This window comes from Oerskovia gallyi (assembly GCF_014836745.1).
Classification (GTDB): Bacteria; Actinomycetota; Actinomycetes; order Actinomycetales; family Cellulomonadaceae; genus Oerskovia; species Oerskovia paurometabola.
Map to the genome: position 1 here is coordinate 444,276 of NZ_JACSQE010000001.1, position 18,811 is coordinate 463,086.

Here is an 18,811-nt window from a genome sequence, read left to right on the forward strand (position 1 = left end):
ACGACCGGTCGGCCTGACCCACCGGGCGGGTCAGGCCGAACCGAGCCAGGCCCACAGGCGCGAGCCAGGCCGACCGCACGTCGGGCGACCGGCACGGGCTCTTACGCGAGTCCTGCCCCTTCGGCGGCCAGCGCCGCGGCCCCGACGATCCCGGCCGCGTTGCGCAGCTTCGCGGGGACGATCGGCGCCTTGAGGTCGAGCAGCGGCAGGAAGTTCTCGTGGTGCTTGGAGATGCCGCCACCGACCACGATGAGGTCGGGAGAGAAGAGCATCTCGACGACGTCGAAGTAGCGCTGGAGCCGCGCGGCCCACTCCTCCCACGAGAGGTCCTCGCGGCTGCGCGCCGACTCCGCGGCCCGGGACTCGGCGTCGAACCCGTCGATCTCGAGGTGGCCCAGCTCGGTGTTGGGCACGAGGACCCCGTCGACGACGAGCGCGCTGCCGATGCCCGTCCCGAGCGTCGCGAGCAGCACGGTGCCGCGCGCGTCCTTCGCGGCGCCGTAGCGGACCTCGCCGATCCCCGCGGCGTCGGCGTCGTTGACGGCGACGACGTGCCGACCGGTCTCCTTCTTGATCAGCGCGGGCAGGTCGACGCCCTTCCACGACTTGTCGAGGTTCGCGATGAACCCGATGACGCCGTGGCGGATGGGCCCGGGGAACGCGACGCCGATCGGGACGTCGTGCGGCAGGTCGTACTCGTCGACGAGCTCGGCGATGACCTTGGCGACGGCCTCGGGGGTCGAGGGCTGCGGCGTCGGGATGCGGTGGCGCTCCTGGGCGAACTCGCCCGTCGAGAGGTCGACCGGCGCGCCCTTGATGCCGCTGCCGCCGACGTCGATCCCGAACGCGAGGCCGTGGTGGTGGTGTGAGTGCTTGCTCATGGCAGGGTCAGGATCTCCGCTCCGTCTTCGGTGACGACCAGGGTGTGCTCGAACTGGGCGGTCAGTGACCGGTCCGCGGTGACTACGGTCCACCCGTCGTCCCACATCTGCCACTCGGGGCCGCCCAGCGTCAGCATGGGTTCGATGGTGAAGACCATCCCTGGTTCGATGATGGTGTCGTGGTCGGGGGCCGCGTCGTAGTGCGGGATCACGAGGCCCGAGTGGAAGGCCTCCCCGACGCCGTGACCGGTGTACTCGCGCACCACGCCGTACCCGTGGCGGTGCGCGTACTTCTCGATGACGCGGCCCAGGACGTTGACCTCGCGCCCGGGGCGCACGGCCTTGATGGCCCGGTCGAGGGACTCGCGCGTGCGCTGGACGAGCAGCGCGGCCTCCTCGCTGATCTCGCCGACCGCGAAGGTCGCGTTGTTGTCGCCGTGGACGCCGCCGATGTACGCGGTGATGTCGACGTTGACGATGTCCCCCTCGACCATCTCGGTCGAGTCGGGGATCCCGTGGCACACGACCTCGTTGAGGGACGTGCACAGGGACTTGGGGAACCCGCGGTAGCCCAGCGTCGAGGGGTAGGCGCCGTGGTCGAGGAGGAACTCGTGCCCGATGCGGTCGAGCTCGTCGGTGGTCACCCCCGGGGCGACGTGCATCCCGACCTCGGCGAGGGCCTGGGCCGCGATGCGGCTCGCGACGCGGATGCGGTCGAGCGTCTCGGGGTCCACGACGTCGTCGCCCGTGAACGGCTGCGGGCCGGGCTTCCCGACGTACTCGGGCCGCGTGATCGAGCGCGGCACGGCGCGTGGCGGTGAGACCGTCCCGGGGACCAGAGGTCCGCGCGGGGCGGTCAGGGCGGGTGAACCGGGCATCGTGCCAGTCTACGGAGGTGAGCACCGCCGGGTCGTCCATCCTCGCCGCGCGCGTCCGCCCGTCGCGCGCGAGGACGCGTCGGTGCGGCAGGATCGTCCCATGACGAAGGAACGATTCTCCGACGACGGTGACCCGGCCACCGAAGACCAGTACTACTTCGACACGCGCACGGGCGAGGTGTCGAAGGGCCCGCAGTCGACGTGGTCGTCGCGCATGGGGCCGTACCCGACGCGGGAGGCCGCGGCCAAGGCGCTCGAGCTCGCGCGTGCCCGCTCCGAGGCGTGGGACGAGGAGGAGCGCGAGCGCGAGCAGGACCGGTGACGTCCTGCCCGACGGCGCCGCTCGCCCGGGTGCACCGGTGCCCCCGGGCGCGCGCCGCCGTCGGGCGGGGGAGCGCTACTTCTCGAAGCTGTGCGCCGCGTCCGGGAACGTCCCGCCCTTGACCTCGGCCGCGTAGTCCTGCGCGGCCCTGCCCAGGGCCTCGCCGATCTCCGCGAAGCGCTTGGCGAAGCGCGGCGACCACTCGGTCATGCCCGCGAGATCGGTCCAGACGAGGACCTGGCCGTCGCAGTCAGGGCCGGCGCCGATGCCGATGGTCGGGATGCGCACGATCTCGGTGACGCGCGCGGCGACCTCGACCGGGACCATCTCCAGGACGAGGGCCACTGCCCCGGCGTCCGTGACCGCGAGGGCGTCCTCGCACAGGATCTCCGCGGCCTCGTCCCCGCGGCCCTGCACGCGCGGCCCACCCAGGATGTTCTCCGACTGGGGCGTGAACCCCAGGTGCGCGACGACGGGGATGCCCGCGTCGGTCAGCGCACGGATCTGCGCGGCCGAGCGGCGCCCGCCCTCGAGCTTGACCGCGTGCGCGCCCGTCTCCTTCATGATGCGCACGCCCGTCGCGAGGGCCTGCTCGGGCCCGGCCTCGTACGAGCCGAACGGCAGGTCGACGATCACGAGCGCGCGACGGGCTGCCCGGGCGACGCCGCGCGCGGCCGGGATCATGTCGTCGACCGTCACGGGCAGCGTGGTCTGGTGACCGTGCATGGTGTTCCCGATCGAGTCCCCGACGAGGAGCATGTCGATGCCCGCCTCGTCGAAGATGCGGGCGGTCACCGCGTCGTACGCGGTGAGCATCGTGAGCTTCTCGTGCCGCGCCTTGGCCTCCGCGAGGTGGTGGACGCGGAAGCGCTTGACGGGCGTGGCCGGGGTCTGGCCGGGCTGGGTGTGTGCGGACATGCTCTCGTCTCTCCAGGTCGTGCGGCCCGTCGGTGGTCGGCGGGCCGGTCGTTCGGGAAGCGGATGGGTGGCGTGCGACGGGCGCGCGGGCCTGCCGGTCGGGCTACTCGACCGGCTCGCGCCAGCGGGACGTGACGGGCAGGCGACGGTCGCGGCCGAAGGCCAGCGACGTGACCTTGGGGCCGAGCGGGTACTGGCGGCGCTTCCACTCGGCGCGGTCGACGAGCGTCACGACCTTGTCGACGACCTCGGGGTCGAACCCGCGCGCGAGCAGCTCGGCGCGCCCCTCGGCGTGCTCGATGTACGCGTCGAGGACCTCGTCGAGCAGGTCGTAGGGCGGCAGGGAGTCCTGGTCGGTCTGGCCGGGGCGCAGCTCGGCCGAGGGCGGCTTGGTGATCGAGGACTCGGGGATCGGGGGGATCTCGCCCGCGTCGAGCGCGGCGTCGTTGCGCCAGCGCGCGAGGGCCCACACGCGCGACTTGTCGACGTCCTTGAGCGGGGCGTACCCGCCGATGCTGCCCGCGTCGTAGATGGTCGCGTACCCGACGGCGAGCTCGGACTTGTTGCCGGGGGCGATGACGAGGTGGCCCTCGCGGTTGGAGATCGCCATGAGGACCACGCCGCGCACGCGCGCCTGGAGGTTCTCCTCGGCGACGCCCTCGAGCGCGAGCTGACCCTGGAAGGCGTCGACCATGGGCGCGATGGGCTGCACGCGGTAGTCGGCGCCGAGCCTCTTGGCGAGGTCGGCGGCGTCGTCCTTGCTGTGCTCCGACGAGTACGTCGAGGGCATCGAGACGCCGACGACGTTCTGCCCGCCGATCGCGTCGGCCGCGATCGTCGCGGACAGCGCCGAGTCGATCCCGCCCGACAGGCCCAGGACGATCGACCGGAAGCCGTTCTTGCGCACGTACCCGGCCAGGCCCGTGACGCAGGCCCGGTACACCTCCTCGTCGGGGGGCAACGGGGCCGCGACGCGGCCCGTCGGGTAGGTGATCGCCGCGGCGTCGCCGGCGTCGCCGGCGGACGAGGTTCGCTCGGGCAGGTCCCAGACCAGCAGGTCCTCGACGAACTGCGGCGCCGAGGTGAGCAGCGCGCCGTCGGGCCCGACGACGAACGACCCGCCGTCGAACACCAGGTCGTCCTGGCCGCCGACCATGTTGACGTATGCGACCGGGGCGTCCACCTCGCGCGCCCGACGCGCGGCGAGGTCGGTGCGGACGTGCCCCTTGCCCTCCTCGTAGGGCGAGCCGTTGAGCACGAGGAGCAGGTCGATCCCGTGCCCGGCCTCGTCGAGCGCGCCGAGCGTCGCGACGGGGCCGCCGTCCTGCCAGATGTCCTCGCAGATCACGATGCCCACCGAGCGACCGGCGATCTCCAGGACGAGCGGCTCGGTGCCGGGGGCGAAGATGCGGAACTCGTCGAACACGCCGTAGTTCGGCAGGTGGTGCTTGTCGTAGGACGCGACGACCTTCCCGTGCTGGATCGCGACCGCTCGGTTGGTCGGGAGGTCGGCGGGAGAGCCCGACGCCTCACGCTCGGTGGCGCCCGCGCCGCGCGGGAGCGCGGTCTCGGAGGTGCCCACGGTGCCCAGGACGACCGTCACGTGACCCAGGCCCTCGCGCTCGAGCTGGGCGGCGACGTCGGCCGCCGCGTCCCAGGCCGCGCGACGGAACGAGGCGCGCAGCGCGAGGTCCTCGATGGGGTAGCCCGTGAGGGTCATCTCGGGGAAGGCCACGACGTCGGCGCCCTCGCCGGCCGCCCGCCTGGTCCACTCGAGGATCGCCGCCGTGTTCTGGTCGATCGCTCCCACGCACGTGTCGATCTGTGCGAGGGCGATCCGCAGGTCTGCCATGCCCGCCAGCCTATGCGAACCCGCCGGTCAGGTGCCCACCCGCCCCCGACCTGCGCCGGTCGTGGCACGCTGGGGACACGTCGGCCGCGTCAGGGCGCGACGTAACCCGCTCGTCACACTCTTCAGGCAGGATGTAGCCCATGGACAGGCAGCAGGAGTTCGTGCTCCGCACGGTCGAGGAGCGCGACATCCGCTTCATCCGTCTCTGGTTCACCGACGTGCTGGGGATGCTCAAGTCGGTCGCCGTGGCTCCCGCGGAGCTCGAGTCCGCGTTCGCGGAGGGCATCGGCTTCGACGGCAGCTCGATCGAGGGCCTCACTCGTGTGTACGAGGCCGACATGATCGCGCGCCCCGACCCCACCACGTTCCAGGTGCTCCCGTGGCGCGGGGAGCGGCACGGGACCGCGAGGATGTTCTGCGACATCCTCACCCCGGACGGCGAGCCCTCGCTCGCCGACTCGCGCAACGTGCTCAAGCGCGCGCTCGCCAAGGCGAGCGACAAGGGCTTCACGTTCTACACGCACCCCGAGGTCGAGTTCTACCTCTTCAACCACCCGGCCGACGCCTCGGCGCCGCTCGTGCCGGTCGACCAGGGCGGGTACTTCGACCACCTGGCCCGGGGATCGACGCACGACTTCCGTCGCGCCGCGATCACGATGCTCGAGTCGATGGGCATCTCGGTCGAGTTCTCCCACCACGAGGCGGGCCCCGGCCAGAACGAGATCGACCTGCGCTACGCCGACGCCCTGACGACGGCCGACAACCTCATGACGTTCCGCACGGTCGTCAAGGAGGTCGCCCTGGAGCAGGGGGTCTTCGCGTCGTTCATGCCCAAGCCCATGGCGGACCAGCCCGGCTCCGGGATGCACACGCACCTGTCGCTGTTCGAGGGCGACCGCAACGCGTTCCACGAGCCCGGCGCGCAGTTCGAGCTGTCGAAGACGGCGCGCTCGTTCATCGCGGGCCTGCTGGTCCACGCGGCGGAGATCACCGCGATCACGAACCAGTACGTCAACTCGTACAAGCGCCTGTGGGGCGGGGCCGAGGCCCCGAGCTACGTGTGCTGGGGCCACAACAACCGCTCGGCGCTCGTGCGCGTGCCCATGTACAAGCCGGGCAAGGGCAACTCGAGCCGCATCGAGTACCGCGCGCTCGACTCCGCGACCAACCCGTACCTCGCGTACGCGGTGATCCTCGCGGCGGGCCTCAAGGGCATCGAGGAGGGCTACGAGCTCCCCGAGGCGACCGAGGACGACGTGTGGGAGCTGACCGACGCCGAGCGCCGCGCGCTCGGCATCAAGCCGCTGCCGCAGTCGCTCGACGCCGCGATCCAGATCATGGAGACGTCCGAGCTCGTCGCCGAGACCCTGGGCGAGCACGTGTTCGACTTCGTGCTGCGCAACAAGCGCCAGGAGTGGGACGCGTACCGGTCGCAGGTCACGCCGTTCGAGCTGAAGCGGTTCCTCCAGGTCCTGTGAGCGAGTCCTCCCGTCGGTCGGTCGGGTCCCGGTGGTCGTCATGACCTCGGGGCCCGACGACGTCACGCCCCTCGGGCGCATCGGCGCACCCAACGGGTCGCGCCGCCCCACCCTGAGCTCGCGCCTGCGCCGGCTCGGGTTCGCCGACGTGACCCGCTCGGCGTCGCTGCTCGACGACAAGGACCTCCTGGGCGTCCTCGGGCCGCTGCCCGAGGACGTGCTGGTCGCGCTGGGCGCCACCGCGGACCCCGACCTCGCGCTGCTCCAGCTCGCGCGGCTGTCGTCCGCGGCGGCCGGGGACGAGGCGTCGTGCCAGGCGTTCCGTGACCTGCTCACCGGGGAGCCTCCGGCGACGGAGGTCGCGACCCCCTCCGGGCGCGACCGCCTGCTCGCGGTGCTCGGCGCGTCGGTCGCGCTCGGCGACGAGCTCGTGTCCCACCCGGACCTGCTGGCGGTCGTCGCCGACCCGGCACCCGGGACGGGCGTCGACGCGGGCGCCGTCCGGGCCGAGCTGCTGCGCGCGGTCGAGGCGGACGCCGAGGCCGACGAGCCCGTCGCGGCGCTGCCGGCCCCCGTCGCGACCGACGCCATGCGCCGCGCCTACCGGTCCCGCCTCCTGCGCATCGCCGCGACCGACCTCACGTCGCACGAGCCGCTCACACGGCTGCCGGCCGTGGCGGCGGCGCTCGCGGACCTCGCGGCCGCGGCGCTCGAGGCCTCGCTCGCGATCGCGCGCTCCGAGCTCGACGACCACGGGGCGGGCGTGCGGCTCGCGGTCATGGGCATGGGCAAGTGCGGCGGCCGCGAGCTCAACTACGTCTCGGACGTCGACGTGGTCTACGTCGCCGAACCGGCCGACGGGTACGACGAGGCCTACGCGACGAGCGTCGGCGCGCGGCTCGCGACGGGTCTCGCGCGGGCCTGCCAGGGGACGTCGTCGGAGCCCCCGCTGTGGCCCGTCGACGCGGCGCTGCGCCCCGAGGGCAAGAACGGCCCGCTCGTGCGCACGCTCGCGAGCCACCTCGCGTACTACGAGCGCTGGGCCAAGACGTGGGAGTTCCAGGCGTTGCTCAAGGCGCGCCTGGTCGCGGGCGACCGCGACCTCGGGGCGGCGTACCACGACGCGATCAACCCGTTCGTGTGGTCGGCCGTGACGCGCGAGAACTTCGTCGAGGACTCCCAGGCCATGCGCCGGCGCGTCGAGGACCACGTGCCCGCGGCGGAGGCGGACCGCCAGCTCAAGCTCGGCAAGGGCGGCCTGCGCGACGTCGAGTTCACGGTCCAGCTCCTGCAGCTCGTGCACGGGCGGGCCGACGACTCGATCCGCAGCCCCAGCACCCTCACGGCGCTCGCGGCCCTGGCCGCGGGCGGCTACGTCGGGCGCGAGCACGCGGCGCGCCTCGCGGTCTGCTACCGCTTCCTGCGCTCGCTCGAGCACCGCATCCAGCTCTTCCGGCTGCGCCGCACGCACCTGGTGCCCACGGGCGAGGACGACCTGCGCCGTCTGGCACGGTCGTTGGGCATGCGCGCCGAGGGCGCCGAGGGCCTGCTCGAGCGGTGGCGTTCGACGCGCCGCGAGGTGCGCGCACTGCATGAGGAGCTCTTCTACCGGCCCCTGCTCCCGGCCACGGCCCAGCTCTCGGCCGAGGAGGCGAGCCTCGCGCCGGAGGCGGCCAAGGCGCGCTTCCAGGCGATCGGGTACCGGGACCCGGCGGGTGCGATGCGGCACGTGCTCGCCCTGACCGAGGGAGTGAGCCGGCGTGCCGCGATCCAGCGCCAGCTCCTGCCGGTCATGCTCGGCTGGTTCGCCGAGGGCGCGGACCCCGACGCGGGGCTGCTCAACTTCCGCAAGCTGTCCGAGGAGCTCGGCTCGACGCACTGGTACCTCAAGCTGCTACGGGACTCGGGCTCGGCCGCGTACCGGCTCGCGACGCTCCTCTCGAGCTCGCGGTACATGGCCGACGCGCTGTCCCGTTCCCCCGAGTCGGTGGCCTGGCTCGCCGACGACGCCGACCTGGTCCCGCGCGGGGCCGAGCGCCTCGCGAAGGAGGCCGACGCGATCCTCACGCGCGCCGACGTCGCCGCCCCGGCCGCCACGGCGCTGCGGGCCGTGCGCCGCCGCGAGCTCGCACGCACCGGGGCCGCGGAGATCCTCGGCGTCGTGGACCCGGTCGACGCCGCGCGCGCGATCTCCGACGCCGCCGACCTCGCGCTCGTCGGCGGGCTGCGGGTCGCGCAGTTCGTCGCCCGGGGCGAGCTCGGCGTCGCGGGCCCGGACGACGACCCGGCCCGGTTCGCGATCATCGCCATGGGCCGCCTGGGCGGGCGCGAGATGGGCTACGGCTCGGACGCCGACGTCATGTTCGTCCACGAGCCCGTCGCGGGCGCGAGCGACCGCGACGCCCAGGCGTTCGCGCTCGTGGTCGCGACCAGGTTGCGCTCGCTGCTCGGCGACATGGGCCCCGAGCCCGGGCTGCCCGTCGACGCCGACCTGCGCCCCGAGGGACGCAACGGCCCGCTCGTGCGCTCGTTCGACTCCTACGCCGAGTACTACGACCGCTGGTCGGCCCCCTGGGAGTCCCAGGCGCTGCTGCGCGCCCGACCGGCCGCGGGCGACGCGGGGCTCGGCGAGCGGTTCATGACGCTCGTCGACCCGCTGCGCTACCCGGCGGGCGGGCTCGATGCCGCGACCGTGCGCGAGGTGCGGCGCATCAAGGCACGCGTCGAGTCGGAGCGGCTGCCACGCGGCGTCGACCCGTCGCGCCACCTCAAGCTCGGCCGGGGCGGCGTCTCGGACGTCGAGTGGACGGTCCAGCTCCTGCAGCTCCAGCACGCCCACGAGGTCGCGGGCCTGCGCACGACGTCGACCATCGACGCGCTCGAGGCCGCGGCGCTCGCGGGCATCGTCACGCCCGACGACGCCGCGACCCTGGGGGAGTCGTGGCACCTCGCGTCGCGGTTGCGCAGCGCGCTCGTGCTCTGGTCCGGTCGCTCGGGCGGCCCCACGGCTGACGTCCTGCCGCACGAGATCCGGGCGCTGTCCGGGCTCGCGCGGGTCATCGGCGACGAGGAGTCCGGGGCCGAGCTCGAGGAGCGCTACCTGCGGACCGCGCGACGGGCCCGGGCCGTCATGGAGCGCGTGTTCTACGGCGAGGACTGAGCCCGGCCCTGCTCGTCGCACGGTGCGTCGACCGTGAGGCCCGCCGCGCTCACCTGCTGGTCGATCAGCACGAGCGTGCGCTGCATCGCCACCGGTTGCAGCTTGCCCACCTGGTGACCGTGCGGATGGTCGAAGAACACGAGCAGGCTCAGCATCAGGGCGATCACGAGCGTCACGCTGCCCATGAGGACCGACTGCGTGACGGCACCTTCGCCCGAGTCGGCGAAGAACAGCATGAACACGAAGATCGTCGCCGAGATGACGAACAGGACGAGCCACAGGGGCAGCGGGATCAGACCCTCGGCACCGTGGACGCGCGCCTGGCGCGCCTGCTCCCGGTCGGAGGTCTGGTCCATCCACCGGTCGTACGCGGACTGCTCGGTGTCGGTCGCCGGCTCGACGCCGCGGATCGTGCGGAACATCTCGACGCCCCACGGGTTGACGGCCTCGCCCAGCCGCCCGTCGGCCATGGCCTCCCACTCGGTCGTCGCGACCGACCGGGCGTAGCAGACGAGCTGCCCCGAGAGCTCGCCCGCGGCGTCGGGCGGGAGGAACTGCGCGGTCTGGAGCTGCTGCGCGACGACCTGCGCCTCCTCCTCGGCGCCGCTGCGGGCGTCGTCGTAGGACTCGAAGGCCAGGAAGATGATGAAGCCGAGCAGCACCGAGAAGCCCGTCGCGAGCACCCCGAAGACCCCCGACGCCCGGTCGCCGTCGCGGAACCGGCTGCCCTCGGGTGCCCGGGACCGCACGAGGAGCATCGCGGTGACGGTGATCGCGGTCGCGCCGACCGTGACGAGGGCGGCGATCAGGAGGTTCATGGCCTCACACCTTGATCGGGTAGGCGAGGAGGACCCCGAGCGTGGCCAGCAGCACCACCGCGCCGAGCCCGACCATGGCGAGCCGCAGACGGGGGGACGCGAGCTTGGCGCCGATCCCGCCGAAGAAGAGCACCGAGGCGCACATGACGGTGGCCAGGACGTAGTTGTCCTTGACGCCGTTCGCCTGGTGGGCCCGCGCGGCCAGTACGTCGGCCTTCTTCTCGAGCCGCTGCGACTCCTGGGACGAGGCCAGGACGTACTCGTCCATCGCGAACGGGCTGGGCGGCGCGGCCGGGTTGGTCGAGGGGTCCTGCGCGACCCACGCCTCGACCGCGGGTTGGAACTCCTCGCGGAAGCGCGCGTAGAGGAACCCCGAGTAGGTCGCCGGGTCCGGCTCGTAGCCAGGGGCCGGTCCGACCCTGCCCTGCTCGGCGTCGAGCGCGCTGAGCCAGTCGGTGAAGAGCTGGACGTCGATGATCGTCTCCTGACCGGCGCGCGTCGAGGCACGGTTGCTCTCGGTGCGCGCCGCGCCGGCCGCGCTGTACGACGTCGCCATCTCGCCGCCCCAGCGCGCGCTCTGGAAGGCCGACCACGCCGTCATGACCGTCGCGATCGCGAGCAGCACCGCGGCGACGAGCTCGAGGTGCCGGTGCACCGACGCCGCCGGGCCGGGGGAGTCGCTGCTCCCGCGGTCGGCGGCGTCGAGGGGGCCGCGCGTGTCGGCGGTGCCGGTCACGTCGGCCCTGCGGCCCGGTCCTGGGACGCCCCGAGCCTCAGGCCAGGGCCTTCGCCTTGAGGGTGGCGAACTCGTTCTCGTCGATCACGCCCGAGTCGAGCAGGGCCTTGGCGTCGGCGATCTGGGTGACCGGCGAGGAGTCGGCCCCCGCCACGCCTCGGATGTAGGCGTCGGTCTGCACCTTGGCCTGCGACATGTCCTGCATCTGGCGCTCGGCCATCCCGCGCCCACGGGCGATGATGTAGACCAGCGCGGAGATGAACGGGACGACGATGAGGGCGACGACCCACAGCGCCTTCCACCAGCCGTTCAGCGTGTGGTCGCGGAAGAGGTCGGCGAGGATCCGGAACAGGATCATCAGGTACATGAAGAAGAAGAACCACCAGACCATCAGCCAGAACCAGTCCATGAAGCTGTCCATGCGAACTCCTCCTCAGGTGGGTGCCGGTCAACCGGCGAGGATCTGGGCCTTCTGCGTCTCGAACTCGGCAGGGCTCAGCACTCCCTGGTCACGCAGCGCGGCGAGCTGCGTGAGCTGGGCGATCTTGGCGTCCATGCCGGCGGAGGCGGGCGCGGGCGCGGGGGCCGGGGCAGGCGGCGGCGCGGCGTAGGTCTGCTGCGGTGCCTGCTGCGGAGGCGGTTCCTCCTGGGCGGACCAGCGGCCGGCCTGACGGCGGGAGACGCGGTTGGAGACGGCGGTCGCGGTACCGGCGACGACGGCGGTGCGCGCGACGCCTCGGATGAGTCCGGGCATGGTGTTCCTCCTCTGTCGGGACGTGGGTCAGGCGTTCTCGGCGGCGTCGAGCGCCGCGAGCACGGCCTGCACCGGGATGCGCCCGCTCGCGACGAGCTGGGCGCCACCGCGGCGCAGGGCGGACGCGAAGGGTGCGGCCCACACGTTCTCGTACACGAGTACGGCCGCAGTCTTCCCGGGCTCGACCGCCTCGGCGGCCTCGGTCAGGTCCTCGTGCCCCAGGAGCCCGGACGAGGCACCCGCGAAGATCTCGAGGCCGGTCGAGCCGTCCTCGAGCTCGTCGAGCTCGACCCCCACCACGCTCCCGTCGTCCTCCTTGCGCAGCACGAGCAGGTCGAGGACACGGATGATCCCTTGCTCGACCAGGTCGACGAGCAGGGGGAAGGCCTCCCCGGTCATGGCGTCGGACTCGAACTCGACGACGAGGTAGTCGATCGGTCCGGTGTCCTGCAGGTCGCTCGGGTCCTGGGTCATGGGTCGTCGGTCCTCTCCTCCGGGACCTCGTTCGCCCCTCACGTCAGGGGCGCCCCGTGCGGGGCGAGGTCGCACGTCTCGTGTCGCTCCTGCCCAGCATCCGGCGCTCGGCGGTCGCCGTCGTCATGCAGACCGCATGAACTTGCCCGCACCGGCACGCGGTGGACGCGCGGCCGGATCATGTGATCGGGGTGATGCCAGCACGCTGACGGCGTGCGGCAATGGGAGGACGAGACCGGGCGAGAGGATGGCCAGACCGTGGACTACACCGACCGACTTCGGCGCTTCGCGATCAACGACGCGCGCCTCGAGGAGGACCTGGAGCTCGAGTCGACCGTCCTCGAGCCCAAGACGCTCGCGCTGATCCGGCTCGCCGCGCTCGTCGCGGTCGGCGGCGCCGAGCCGACGTACGGCAGCGAGGTCGACGAAGCGGTCACGGCAGGTGCGACCACGGCGGAGATCGTCGACGTCCTCGCCGCGACGATCCCGATCGTCGGGCTGCCGGCCGTCGTGGCCGCGGCCCCCAAGCTCGCGCTCGCGCTCGGCTACGACCCGTTCGACGCGCGCGAGCCGGGGTGAGGGCTCACGCGCCCAGCAGCCCCTGGTCGACCGCACGCTCCACGGCCTCGCTCCGGCTCGAGACCCCGAGCTTGCGGTAGATCGACCCGATCTCCGAGCTGGCGGTGTTCCGCGACACGAAGAGCCGCTCGCCGATCTCCCGGATCGTGAGGTGGGTCTGGAGGTAGGGCAGGAGCCGCAGCTCCGCGGGTGTGAGCGGAGGTCCGGGGCCTACGGCCGTGCTCGCGTGCTCGGCGGCGTCGAAGGACTTGCGCAGGTCGGCGACCTCGTCGGTCAGCACACCGAGCGACGGCCGACGGAGCAGCACGTCGTCGATCTCGCGCAGGAGGTGCCGGACCGCAGCGACGTCCGCGGTCGCCCAGCTCGTCCGGGCGAGCCTCAGGCGCACGCGCACGGCGAGCGTCGGGAACGCGTACGTGCAGAACGTCCTGGTGCGCATCCCGCGGGTCAGGAGGTCGTTCGTCAGGGCAGGGTCGTGGTCGTGGTGGGCCAGGCGAGCGGCCACCGCGTAGCCGAGCGCGCTCGTGGGGTAGTCGCCCAGCCGGTGGTCCTCGATGGTGGAGAGGACCCGCTGGACCCGGATCCTGGCGCTCTCCCACCGACGGCGGTCCATGTCGAGGTCGGCGAGCTGCGCCTCGGCGTAGACGAGGGTGTCGGCGTCGCCGAGGGCGCTCGCGGCCTCGACCCCGAGCTCGAGGTGCCGGACGGCGGACTCGTCGTCGCCGTTCAGGCGGAGCGCGTCTGCGCTCATCACGAGCGCGGTGTCGCGCCACGAGCTCCACTCGGGCTCGGCCGCCAGGGCGAGACCGACGTCGTCGAGCATCCGTTGCGGGCCGTCCGGGCACCGCAGCGCCCGGTACATGGCCCGCGCCGAGTCGAACGAGGCAGATCCGTCCCCAGGGTCGCCGTCGAACGCGGCCGCGTCCGCCACGGCTCCCCAGTGCTCGGCGGCCGCGGCACGGCCCTCGTACACCGCGACGTACCCGGCGAGCACCGCGAGCGGCGGGTGGCTGCGGATCGCGTCGTCCCCCAGGACGCCCAACCAGCGGTCGATCGTGGAGATCTGCCCGCCCTGGAAGAGGGACATGACGATCCGGGTGACGAGCCGGGCGGCGCGCTCGCGCTCGCCCGTCGCGAGGAGCTGCTCGACGGCGCGCGCCGGGGAGCCGTTCGCCTCGTACCAGTCGGCCGCCCTGACCCGGAGGTCGTCGGCGAGGTCGGGCTCGGCTGTCAGGAGGTCGTCGAGCAGCAGCTCGCGGAACAGGGCGTGGTAGCGGAACCACCGGCGGTGCTGGTCGAGCGGCACGAGGAAGAGGTGCGCGGACTCGAGCTCGCGCAGGTGCCGCAGCGACGAGCTCTCTCCGAGGACGGCGTCGCACAGCGGGGCAGTCAGGTCGTCGAGGATCGCGGTGCGACGCAGGAACTGCCGCGTCTCGTCGGGCAGTCGTCGCAGCGTTTCTCGTTGGAGGTAGTCCGCGACGTACCGGTCGGTGCCCGTGACGGCCGCCGCGTCCGCCCCGTCCCCGCCGTCGCGTGCGACGAGGGCCGCGAGGTGCACCCCCACGGGCCAGCCCTCGGTCCGTGTCCGGACGGCGGCCGCGACGTCGGGAGTGAGGCGCACGTCCGACGCGGCGAACACCTGAGCGGTGCCCTCGGCGTCGAGAGCGAGCTCGTGCACCCCGAGCTCGACCGTCTCGTCCGTCGCGCGCAGGCGCGCCAGGTGGGGTTGCTCGTCGCGGCTCGCGGCGACGAGCTGCGACCCGTCGGGGATGCCCGCGACCACGATGCCCAGCACGTCGTGGCAGGCGGCGGACCGCACCTCGTGCAGGTCGTCGAGCACCAGGACGAAGGCGGCAGGGCTCGTGCGAAGGACCGACGCCAGGTGAGGGGCCGCTCGCCCCAGCAGCGAGGCGTCGGGTCCGGTCATGTCCGTGCCGAGGTCCGGCAGCCCGATCCCGTGGCGGGCGACGGCGGCGGCCAGCACCGACAGCAGGGTCAGGGGCGCGTCGTCGAACCGGTCGAGCGTGAGCCACACGACCGTCCGCGGTTCGCTCGCGGCCCACTCGGCGAGGAACGTGGACTTGCCGTAGCCCGGGGGAGCGGTGACCCCGACGACCCGTCGTCCGCTCGCGCGCGCCGCGTCGATCAGCGGGGCCCGGCTCACGACCGGCGCTCCTGTCCGGGGCACGGTGAGCTTGGCGTCGAGGAGCTGACGGTCGAGCTCCACGGTCGTCGGCGCCGTCCACGGCTCCTTGTTCACGTCATTCACGATAGGGCGCGGGCCCCCGGAGCGCCCGGGGGAGCAGGGGGATCACCTGGTCTGGGGGATGCCCCGGGGCGTTTCCGTTCCTAGCGTGGGACGCATCCACGTCTCGTCGCCCGACCGAGCGGAGTCCCTCATGCGTCCCGACCAGCACGCCCGCACGATGCTGCCCGTCCCGGACCGGCCTGCTCCCGGGCTCACGACCTACGACGCGAAGGATCCCGACACGTCGTTCCCGCCCATCGAGCCGCTGCTCCCCCCGGAGGGGGCACCGAACGTCCTGGTGATCCTGCTCGACGACGTGGGCTTCGGGGCGTCGAGCGCGTTCGGCGGCCCCTGTCGTACCCCCACCGCGGAGCGGCTCGCGGCCGGCGGGCTGCGCTTCAACCGGTTCCACACGACCGCGCTCTGCGCGCCGACCCGGCAGGCGCTGCTGACGGGCCGCAACCACCACTCCGTCGGCATGGGCAGCATCACCGAGACCGCGACGTCGGCCCCCGGCAACAGCTCGGTGCGACCCAACACCAAGGCACCGCTCGCGATGACCCTCAAGCTCAACGGGTACTCGACGGCCCAGTTCGGCAAGTGCCACGAGGTGCCGGTGTGGCAGTCCTCGCCCCTCGGGCCGTTCGACGCCTGGCCCTCGGGCGGCGGCGGGTTCGAGACGTTCTACGGGTTCATCGGCGGGGAGAACAACCAGTGGGACCCGGCGCTGTACGACGGGACGACCCCCGTCGAGCCGCCGGCCACGCCCGAGGAGGGGTACCACCTGACCGAGGACCTCACGGACCGTGCGGTCGGCTGGGTGCGCCAGCAGAAGGCGCTCATGCCCGACCGGCCGTTCTTCGTGTACTTCGCGCCGGGTGCGACGCACGCCCCGCACCACGTCCCCAAGGAGTGGGCGGACCGCTACGCGGGCCGGTTCGACGACGGCTGGGACGTGGAGCGCGAGCGCACGTTCACGCGCCAGCAGGAGCTCGGCGTGGTCCCGGCCGAGGCCGAGCTCACGGTGCGCAACCCGCAGATCCCGGCCTGGGACGACATGCCCGACGACCTCAAGCCCGTGCTCGTGCGGGAGATGGAGGTCTACGCGGGGTTCCTCGAGCACACCGACCACCACGTGGGCCGGCTCGTCGACGCGCTCGACGACCTCGGGATCCTCGACGACACGCTGATCTACTACATCATCGGCGACAACGGGGCCTCGGCCGAGGGGACCCTGAACGGCGCGTTCAACGAGATGGCGAACTTCAACGGCATGGCGGCCCTCGAGACGCCGGAGTTCCTTCGCTCCAAGGTCGACGAGTTCGGGTCGCCGTCGTCGTACAACCACTACGCGGTCGGCTGGGCGTGGGCCATGGACACGCCGTTCCAGTGGACCAAGCAGGTCGCCTCGCACTGGGGCGGGACGCGCAACGGCACGATCGTCCACTGGCCCGCGCGGATCACGGAGGGGGACGGGCTGCGCTCGCAGTTCACGCACGTCATCGACGTGGCCCCCACGATCCTCGAGGCCGCGGGGCTGCCCGAGCCGACGAGCGTCAACGGGGTCCAGCAGTCGCCCATGGAGGGCACGAGCATGCTCTACGCGTTCGACGACGCGCAGAGCCCCGAGCGGCACGACCTGCAGTACTTCGAGATGTTCGCGAACCGCGGGATCTACTTCAAGGGGTGGAGCGCCGTGACCAAGCACCGCACCCCGTGGCTCCTGGTCGGCGGCGAGGTGCCAGCGTTCGACGACGACGTCTGGGAGCTCTACGACGGGCGCACCGACTACAGCCAGGCGCACGACCTCGCCGCCGAGCAGCCCGAGAGGCTCGCGGGGCTCCAGCGGCTGTGGCTCATCGAGGCGACCAAGTACGGCGTGCTCCCCATGGACGACCGCACGGGCGAGAGGCTGGACCCCGCGTCCGCGGGCCGCCCCACGCTCGTCCACGGCACGTCGCAGCAGTTCTTCGCCGGGATGGGGAGGCTCTCCGAGAGCAGCGTTGTCAGCATCAAGAACCGTTCGTTCTCGGTCACGGCCGAGGTCGAGGCCCCGGCCTCGGGCGTCGAGGGTGTGATCATCGCCCAGGGCGGCCGGTTCGGCGGGTGGTCGCTCTACGCCAAGGAGGGACGGGCGAAGTTCGTCTACAACGTCCTGGGCATCCAGGAGTTCGCGATCACCGCGGACCGCCCGGTCCCCGCGGGCACGCACCAGGTCCGCGTGGAGTTCGCGTACGACGGCGGGGGGCTCGGCAAGGGCGGGGACGTCACGCTGTACTACGACGGCGAGCTCGCGGGAGCCGGCCGCGTCGGGGCGACCCAGCCCATGATCTTCTCCGCGGACGAGACGACCGACGTCGGGTACGAGTCGGGGACACCGGTCACGTCCGACTACACGACCCGGGGGAGCCGTTTCACGGGCAGGATCGGCTGGGTCCAGATCGACCTGGGCGACGACGACCACGACCACTTCATCGACCCCGACGAGCGCCTGCGGATCGTGATGGCACGCCAGTGACCAGTCGGTGAGGGGCTTCCCCGCCCGCGCACGGCCCGACGGCGCCGCTCACCTCGCAGGAGAGCGGCGCCGTCGAAGGCCAGCGGTGCGTGGCGCGCGGATCCCCGGATGCGCACGCGCACCGCCGGGCGCACGCTGAGATCTCCATCCGGCGCGACCACGGCGGGACCCCTGCGCGAGTCGAGCAGATGCTCGAGGGTGCGCGGCGCCGTCGGGAGCCGGACCATGACCGTCGAAGGAGCGGCCGAGGGCGCCGAGGCGACCCTCACGTGGCCCGAGGAACAGGAGATCTGACATGCCCTTCGTCACCACCCCGGACGAGACCCGGATCTTCTACAAGGACTGGGGGAGCGGGCAGCCCGTCGTGTTCAGCCACGGCTGGCCCCTGAACGCCGACGCCTGGGACGGGCAGCTCAACCTGGTCGCCTCGCACGGCTTCCGCGGGATCGCGCACGACCGGCGCGGGCACGGCCGCTCGACCCAGACGTGGGACGGCAACGACATGGACACCTACGCGGACGACCTCGCCGCGCTTATCGAGGCCCTCGACCTGACCGACGTCGTCCTCGTCGGCCACTCCACGGGCGGGGGAGAGGTGACGCGCTACCTGGGCCGGCACGGCACGGGCCGCGTCGCGAAGGCCGTGCTGCTCGGGGCCGTGCCGCCGCTCATGCTCCGCACCCCGGACAACCCCGACGGCGCCCCGATCGAGGCGTTGGACCAGATCCGCGCCGCGCTCCTCGCCGACCGGTCGCAGTTCTACCAGGACCTGTCGGTCGCGTTCTACGGCGGGAACCGGGAGGGCTCGGCGCTGACCCAGGGGGTGCGGGACCAGTTCTGGCGCCTGTCGATGCAGGCAGGGCTCAAGGCCGCCTACGACTGCGTCGAGCAGTTCTCCGAGACCGACTTCACCGCGGACCTGCGCTCGATCGACGTCCCGGTGCTCGTGGTGCACGGCGACGACGACCAGATGGTGCCCATCGGGGCCTCCGCGCTCAAGACGGTCGAGCTGCTCCAGGACGCGACGCTCGTCGTGCACGAGGGGCGCCCGCACGGGCTGTTCGGCGAGTACGAGGCCGAGTTCGACGAGGACCTCCTCACCTTCCTCCGGTCCTGACGTCGCGTCCACGGCACGCCGGGGCGCTCGCGGGACCGCCGAGGCTTGCACTTCCCCCACCCTGCCCCCCCGGGCCCC

The 18,811-nt window shown here is 72.8% G+C and carries 17 protein-coding genes; 7 read left to right on the plus strand and 10 right to left on the minus strand.

The annotated features are described in order from the left end of the window. Positions 1–101: 101 nt before the first annotated feature. Complete coding sequence (ppgK, locus tag H9640_RS01980; protein ID WP_191789038.1) at positions 102–881, minus strand: polyphosphate--glucose phosphotransferase; 780 nt, start codon at positions 879–881, stop codon at positions 102–104. Beyond that, entirely contained in the window at positions 878–1,759 is an 882-nt protein-coding gene (gene map / locus H9640_RS01985; RefSeq protein WP_191789039.1) for a type I methionyl aminopeptidase, read from the minus strand. Before map ends, ppgK begins: the two co-directional genes overlap by 4 nt. A 100-nt stretch (positions 1,760–1,859) precedes the next feature. Between map and H9640_RS01990 the strand changes: the two genes are divergently transcribed. Continuing rightward, positions 1,860–2,081, plus strand: coding sequence for an SPOR domain-containing protein (locus tag H9640_RS01990; RefSeq protein WP_138824166.1), 222 nt, complete (start codon positions 1,860–1,862; stop codon positions 2,079–2,081). Positions 2,082–2,156: 75 nt separating this feature from the next. Here H9640_RS01990 and panB read toward each other — a convergent pair whose 3' ends face one another. Both panB and H9640_RS02000 read right to left on the minus strand, forming a co-directional pair. Then, on the minus strand, positions 2,157–2,999 hold the full coding sequence (gene panB / locus H9640_RS01995; RefSeq protein ID WP_138824168.1) for a 3-methyl-2-oxobutanoate hydroxymethyltransferase: 843 nt from the start codon (positions 2,997–2,999) through the stop codon (positions 2,157–2,159). A gap of 103 nt (positions 3,000–3,102) precedes the next feature. Then, positions 3,103–4,851 (minus strand): NAD+ synthase, encoded by a 1,749-nt coding sequence (locus H9640_RS02000; RefSeq protein ID WP_191789040.1) that lies wholly within the window; start codon positions 4,849–4,851, stop codon positions 3,103–3,105. Between the two features lie 140 nt (positions 4,852–4,991). On the opposite strand from H9640_RS02000, the gene H9640_RS02005 reads away from it, so the two are divergent. Together H9640_RS02005 and H9640_RS02010 are read left to right on the plus strand one after the other, a co-directional pair. Then, the gene (locus tag H9640_RS02005; RefSeq protein WP_138824170.1) at positions 4,992–6,329 is read left to right on the plus strand and encodes a glutamine synthetase family protein; all 1,338 of its coding nucleotides are present in this window, start codon (positions 4,992–4,994) and stop codon (positions 6,327–6,329) included. A gap of 40 nt (positions 6,330–6,369) precedes the next feature. Continuing rightward, positions 6,370–9,489 carry a bifunctional [glutamine synthetase] adenylyltransferase/[glutamine synthetase]-adenylyl-L-tyrosine phosphorylase gene (locus H9640_RS02010; protein WP_191789041.1) on the plus strand — a complete coding sequence of 1,040 codons (3,120 nt, stop codon included), beginning with the start codon at positions 6,370–6,372 and terminating at the stop codon, positions 9,487–9,489. Here the strand turns inward: H9640_RS02010 and H9640_RS02015 are convergent. Genes H9640_RS02015 through H9640_RS02035 form a run of 5 tightly spaced genes read right to left on the minus strand, consistent with a single transcriptional unit; the run spans position 9,474 to position 12,271 of the window. Further along, a complete protein-coding gene (locus H9640_RS02015; RefSeq protein WP_191789042.1) occupies positions 9,474–10,307 on the minus strand; it encodes a bestrophin-like domain in 834 nt (277 codons plus the stop codon). The two genes, H9640_RS02010 and H9640_RS02015, sit on opposite strands and share 16 nt — an antisense overlap. 4 nt (positions 10,308–10,311) lie before the next feature. Further along, on the minus strand, positions 10,312–11,043 hold the full coding sequence (locus tag H9640_RS02020; protein WP_191789043.1) for a hypothetical protein: 732 nt from the start codon (positions 11,041–11,043) through the stop codon (positions 10,312–10,314). Positions 11,044–11,080: 37 nt separating this feature from the next. After that, positions 11,081–11,464 carry an SHOCT domain-containing protein gene (locus H9640_RS02025; protein ID WP_191789044.1) on the minus strand — a complete coding sequence of 128 codons (384 nt, stop codon included), beginning with the start codon at positions 11,462–11,464 and terminating at the stop codon, positions 11,081–11,083. A gap of 27 nt (positions 11,465–11,491) precedes the next feature. Beyond that, the gene (locus H9640_RS02030) at positions 11,492–11,797 is read right to left on the minus strand and encodes an SHOCT domain-containing protein (RefSeq protein WP_191789045.1); all 306 of its coding nucleotides are present in this window, start codon (positions 11,795–11,797) and stop codon (positions 11,492–11,494) included. Between the two features lie 27 nt (positions 11,798–11,824). After that, positions 11,825–12,271 (minus strand): DUF6325 family protein, encoded by a 447-nt coding sequence (locus H9640_RS02035; RefSeq protein ID WP_191789046.1) that lies wholly within the window; start codon positions 12,269–12,271, stop codon positions 11,825–11,827. A 258-nt stretch (positions 12,272–12,529) separates the two neighbouring features. Between H9640_RS02035 and H9640_RS02040 the strand changes: the two genes are divergently transcribed. Continuing rightward, on the plus strand, positions 12,530–12,850 hold the full coding sequence (locus tag H9640_RS02040) for a carboxymuconolactone decarboxylase family protein (RefSeq protein ID WP_030153209.1): 321 nt from the start codon (positions 12,530–12,532) through the stop codon (positions 12,848–12,850). A gap of 4 nt (positions 12,851–12,854) precedes the next feature. On the opposite strand, the gene H9640_RS19530 is transcribed toward H9640_RS02040, so the two are convergent. Next, positions 12,855–15,110, minus strand: a complete 2,256-nt coding sequence (locus tag H9640_RS19530) for a LuxR C-terminal-related transcriptional regulator (protein ID WP_191789047.1) — start codon at positions 15,108–15,110, stop codon at positions 12,855–12,857. Between the two features lie 139 nt (positions 15,111–15,249). On the opposite strand from H9640_RS19530, the gene H9640_RS02050 reads away from it, so the two are divergent. The 3 genes from H9640_RS02050 to H9640_RS02060 all read left to right on the plus strand — a co-directional run bounded on the left by H9640_RS02050 (position 15,250) and on the right by H9640_RS02060 (position 18,733). After that, on the plus strand, positions 15,250–17,616 hold the full coding sequence (locus H9640_RS02050; RefSeq protein ID WP_191789164.1) for an arylsulfatase: 2,367 nt from the start codon (positions 15,250–15,252) through the stop codon (positions 17,614–17,616). Positions 17,617–17,724: 108 nt separating this feature from the next. Further along, positions 17,725–17,910, plus strand: a complete 186-nt coding sequence (locus H9640_RS02055; protein ID WP_191789048.1) for a hypothetical protein — start codon at positions 17,725–17,727, stop codon at positions 17,908–17,910. A 1-nt stretch (position 17,911) separates the two neighbouring features. After that, positions 17,912–18,733: an alpha/beta fold hydrolase gene (locus H9640_RS02060; RefSeq protein WP_191789049.1), complete on the plus strand. Its 822-nt coding sequence runs from the start codon at positions 17,912–17,914 to the stop codon at positions 18,731–18,733. The last annotated feature ends 78 nt before the right edge of the window (positions 18,734–18,811 follow it).

Excerpts from the sequence above, each read along its gene's own strand:
- ppgK (WP_191789038.1), bottom strand. The coding sequence starts at position 881 with ATGAGCAAGCACTCACACCACCACCACGGCCTCGCGTTCGGGATCGAC.
- map (WP_191789039.1), bottom strand. The coding sequence starts at position 1,759 with ATGCCCGGTTCACCCGCCCTGACCGCCCCGCGCGGACCTCTGGTCCCC.
- H9640_RS01990 (WP_138824166.1), top strand. The coding sequence starts at position 1,860 with ATGACGAAGGAACGATTCTCCGACGACGGTGACCCGGCCACCGAAGAC.
- panB (WP_138824168.1), bottom strand. The coding sequence starts at position 2,999 with ATGTCCGCACACACCCAGCCCGGCCAGACCCCGGCCACGCCCGTCAAG.
- H9640_RS02000 (WP_191789040.1), bottom strand. The coding sequence starts at position 4,851 with ATGGCAGACCTGCGGATCGCCCTCGCACAGATCGACACGTGCGTGGGA.
- H9640_RS02005 (WP_138824170.1), top strand. The coding sequence starts at position 4,992 with ATGGACAGGCAGCAGGAGTTCGTGCTCCGCACGGTCGAGGAGCGCGAC.
- H9640_RS02010 (WP_191789041.1), top strand. The coding sequence starts at position 6,370 with ATGACCTCGGGGCCCGACGACGTCACGCCCCTCGGGCGCATCGGCGCA.
- H9640_RS02015 (WP_191789042.1), bottom strand. The coding sequence starts at position 10,307 with ATGAACCTCCTGATCGCCGCCCTCGTCACGGTCGGCGCGACCGCGATC.
- H9640_RS02025 (WP_191789044.1), bottom strand. The coding sequence starts at position 11,464 with ATGGACAGCTTCATGGACTGGTTCTGGCTGATGGTCTGGTGGTTCTTC.
- H9640_RS02030 (WP_191789045.1), bottom strand. The coding sequence starts at position 11,797 with ATGCCCGGACTCATCCGAGGCGTCGCGCGCACCGCCGTCGTCGCCGGT.
- H9640_RS02035 (WP_191789046.1), bottom strand. The coding sequence starts at position 12,271 with ATGACCCAGGACCCGAGCGACCTGCAGGACACCGGACCGATCGACTAC.
- H9640_RS02050 (WP_191789164.1), top strand. The coding sequence starts at position 15,250 with ATGCGTCCCGACCAGCACGCCCGCACGATGCTGCCCGTCCCGGACCGG.
- H9640_RS02055 (WP_191789048.1), top strand. The coding sequence starts at position 17,725 with ATGCGCACGCGCACCGCCGGGCGCACGCTGAGATCTCCATCCGGCGCG.
- H9640_RS02060 (WP_191789049.1), top strand. The coding sequence starts at position 17,912 with ATGCCCTTCGTCACCACCCCGGACGAGACCCGGATCTTCTACAAGGAC.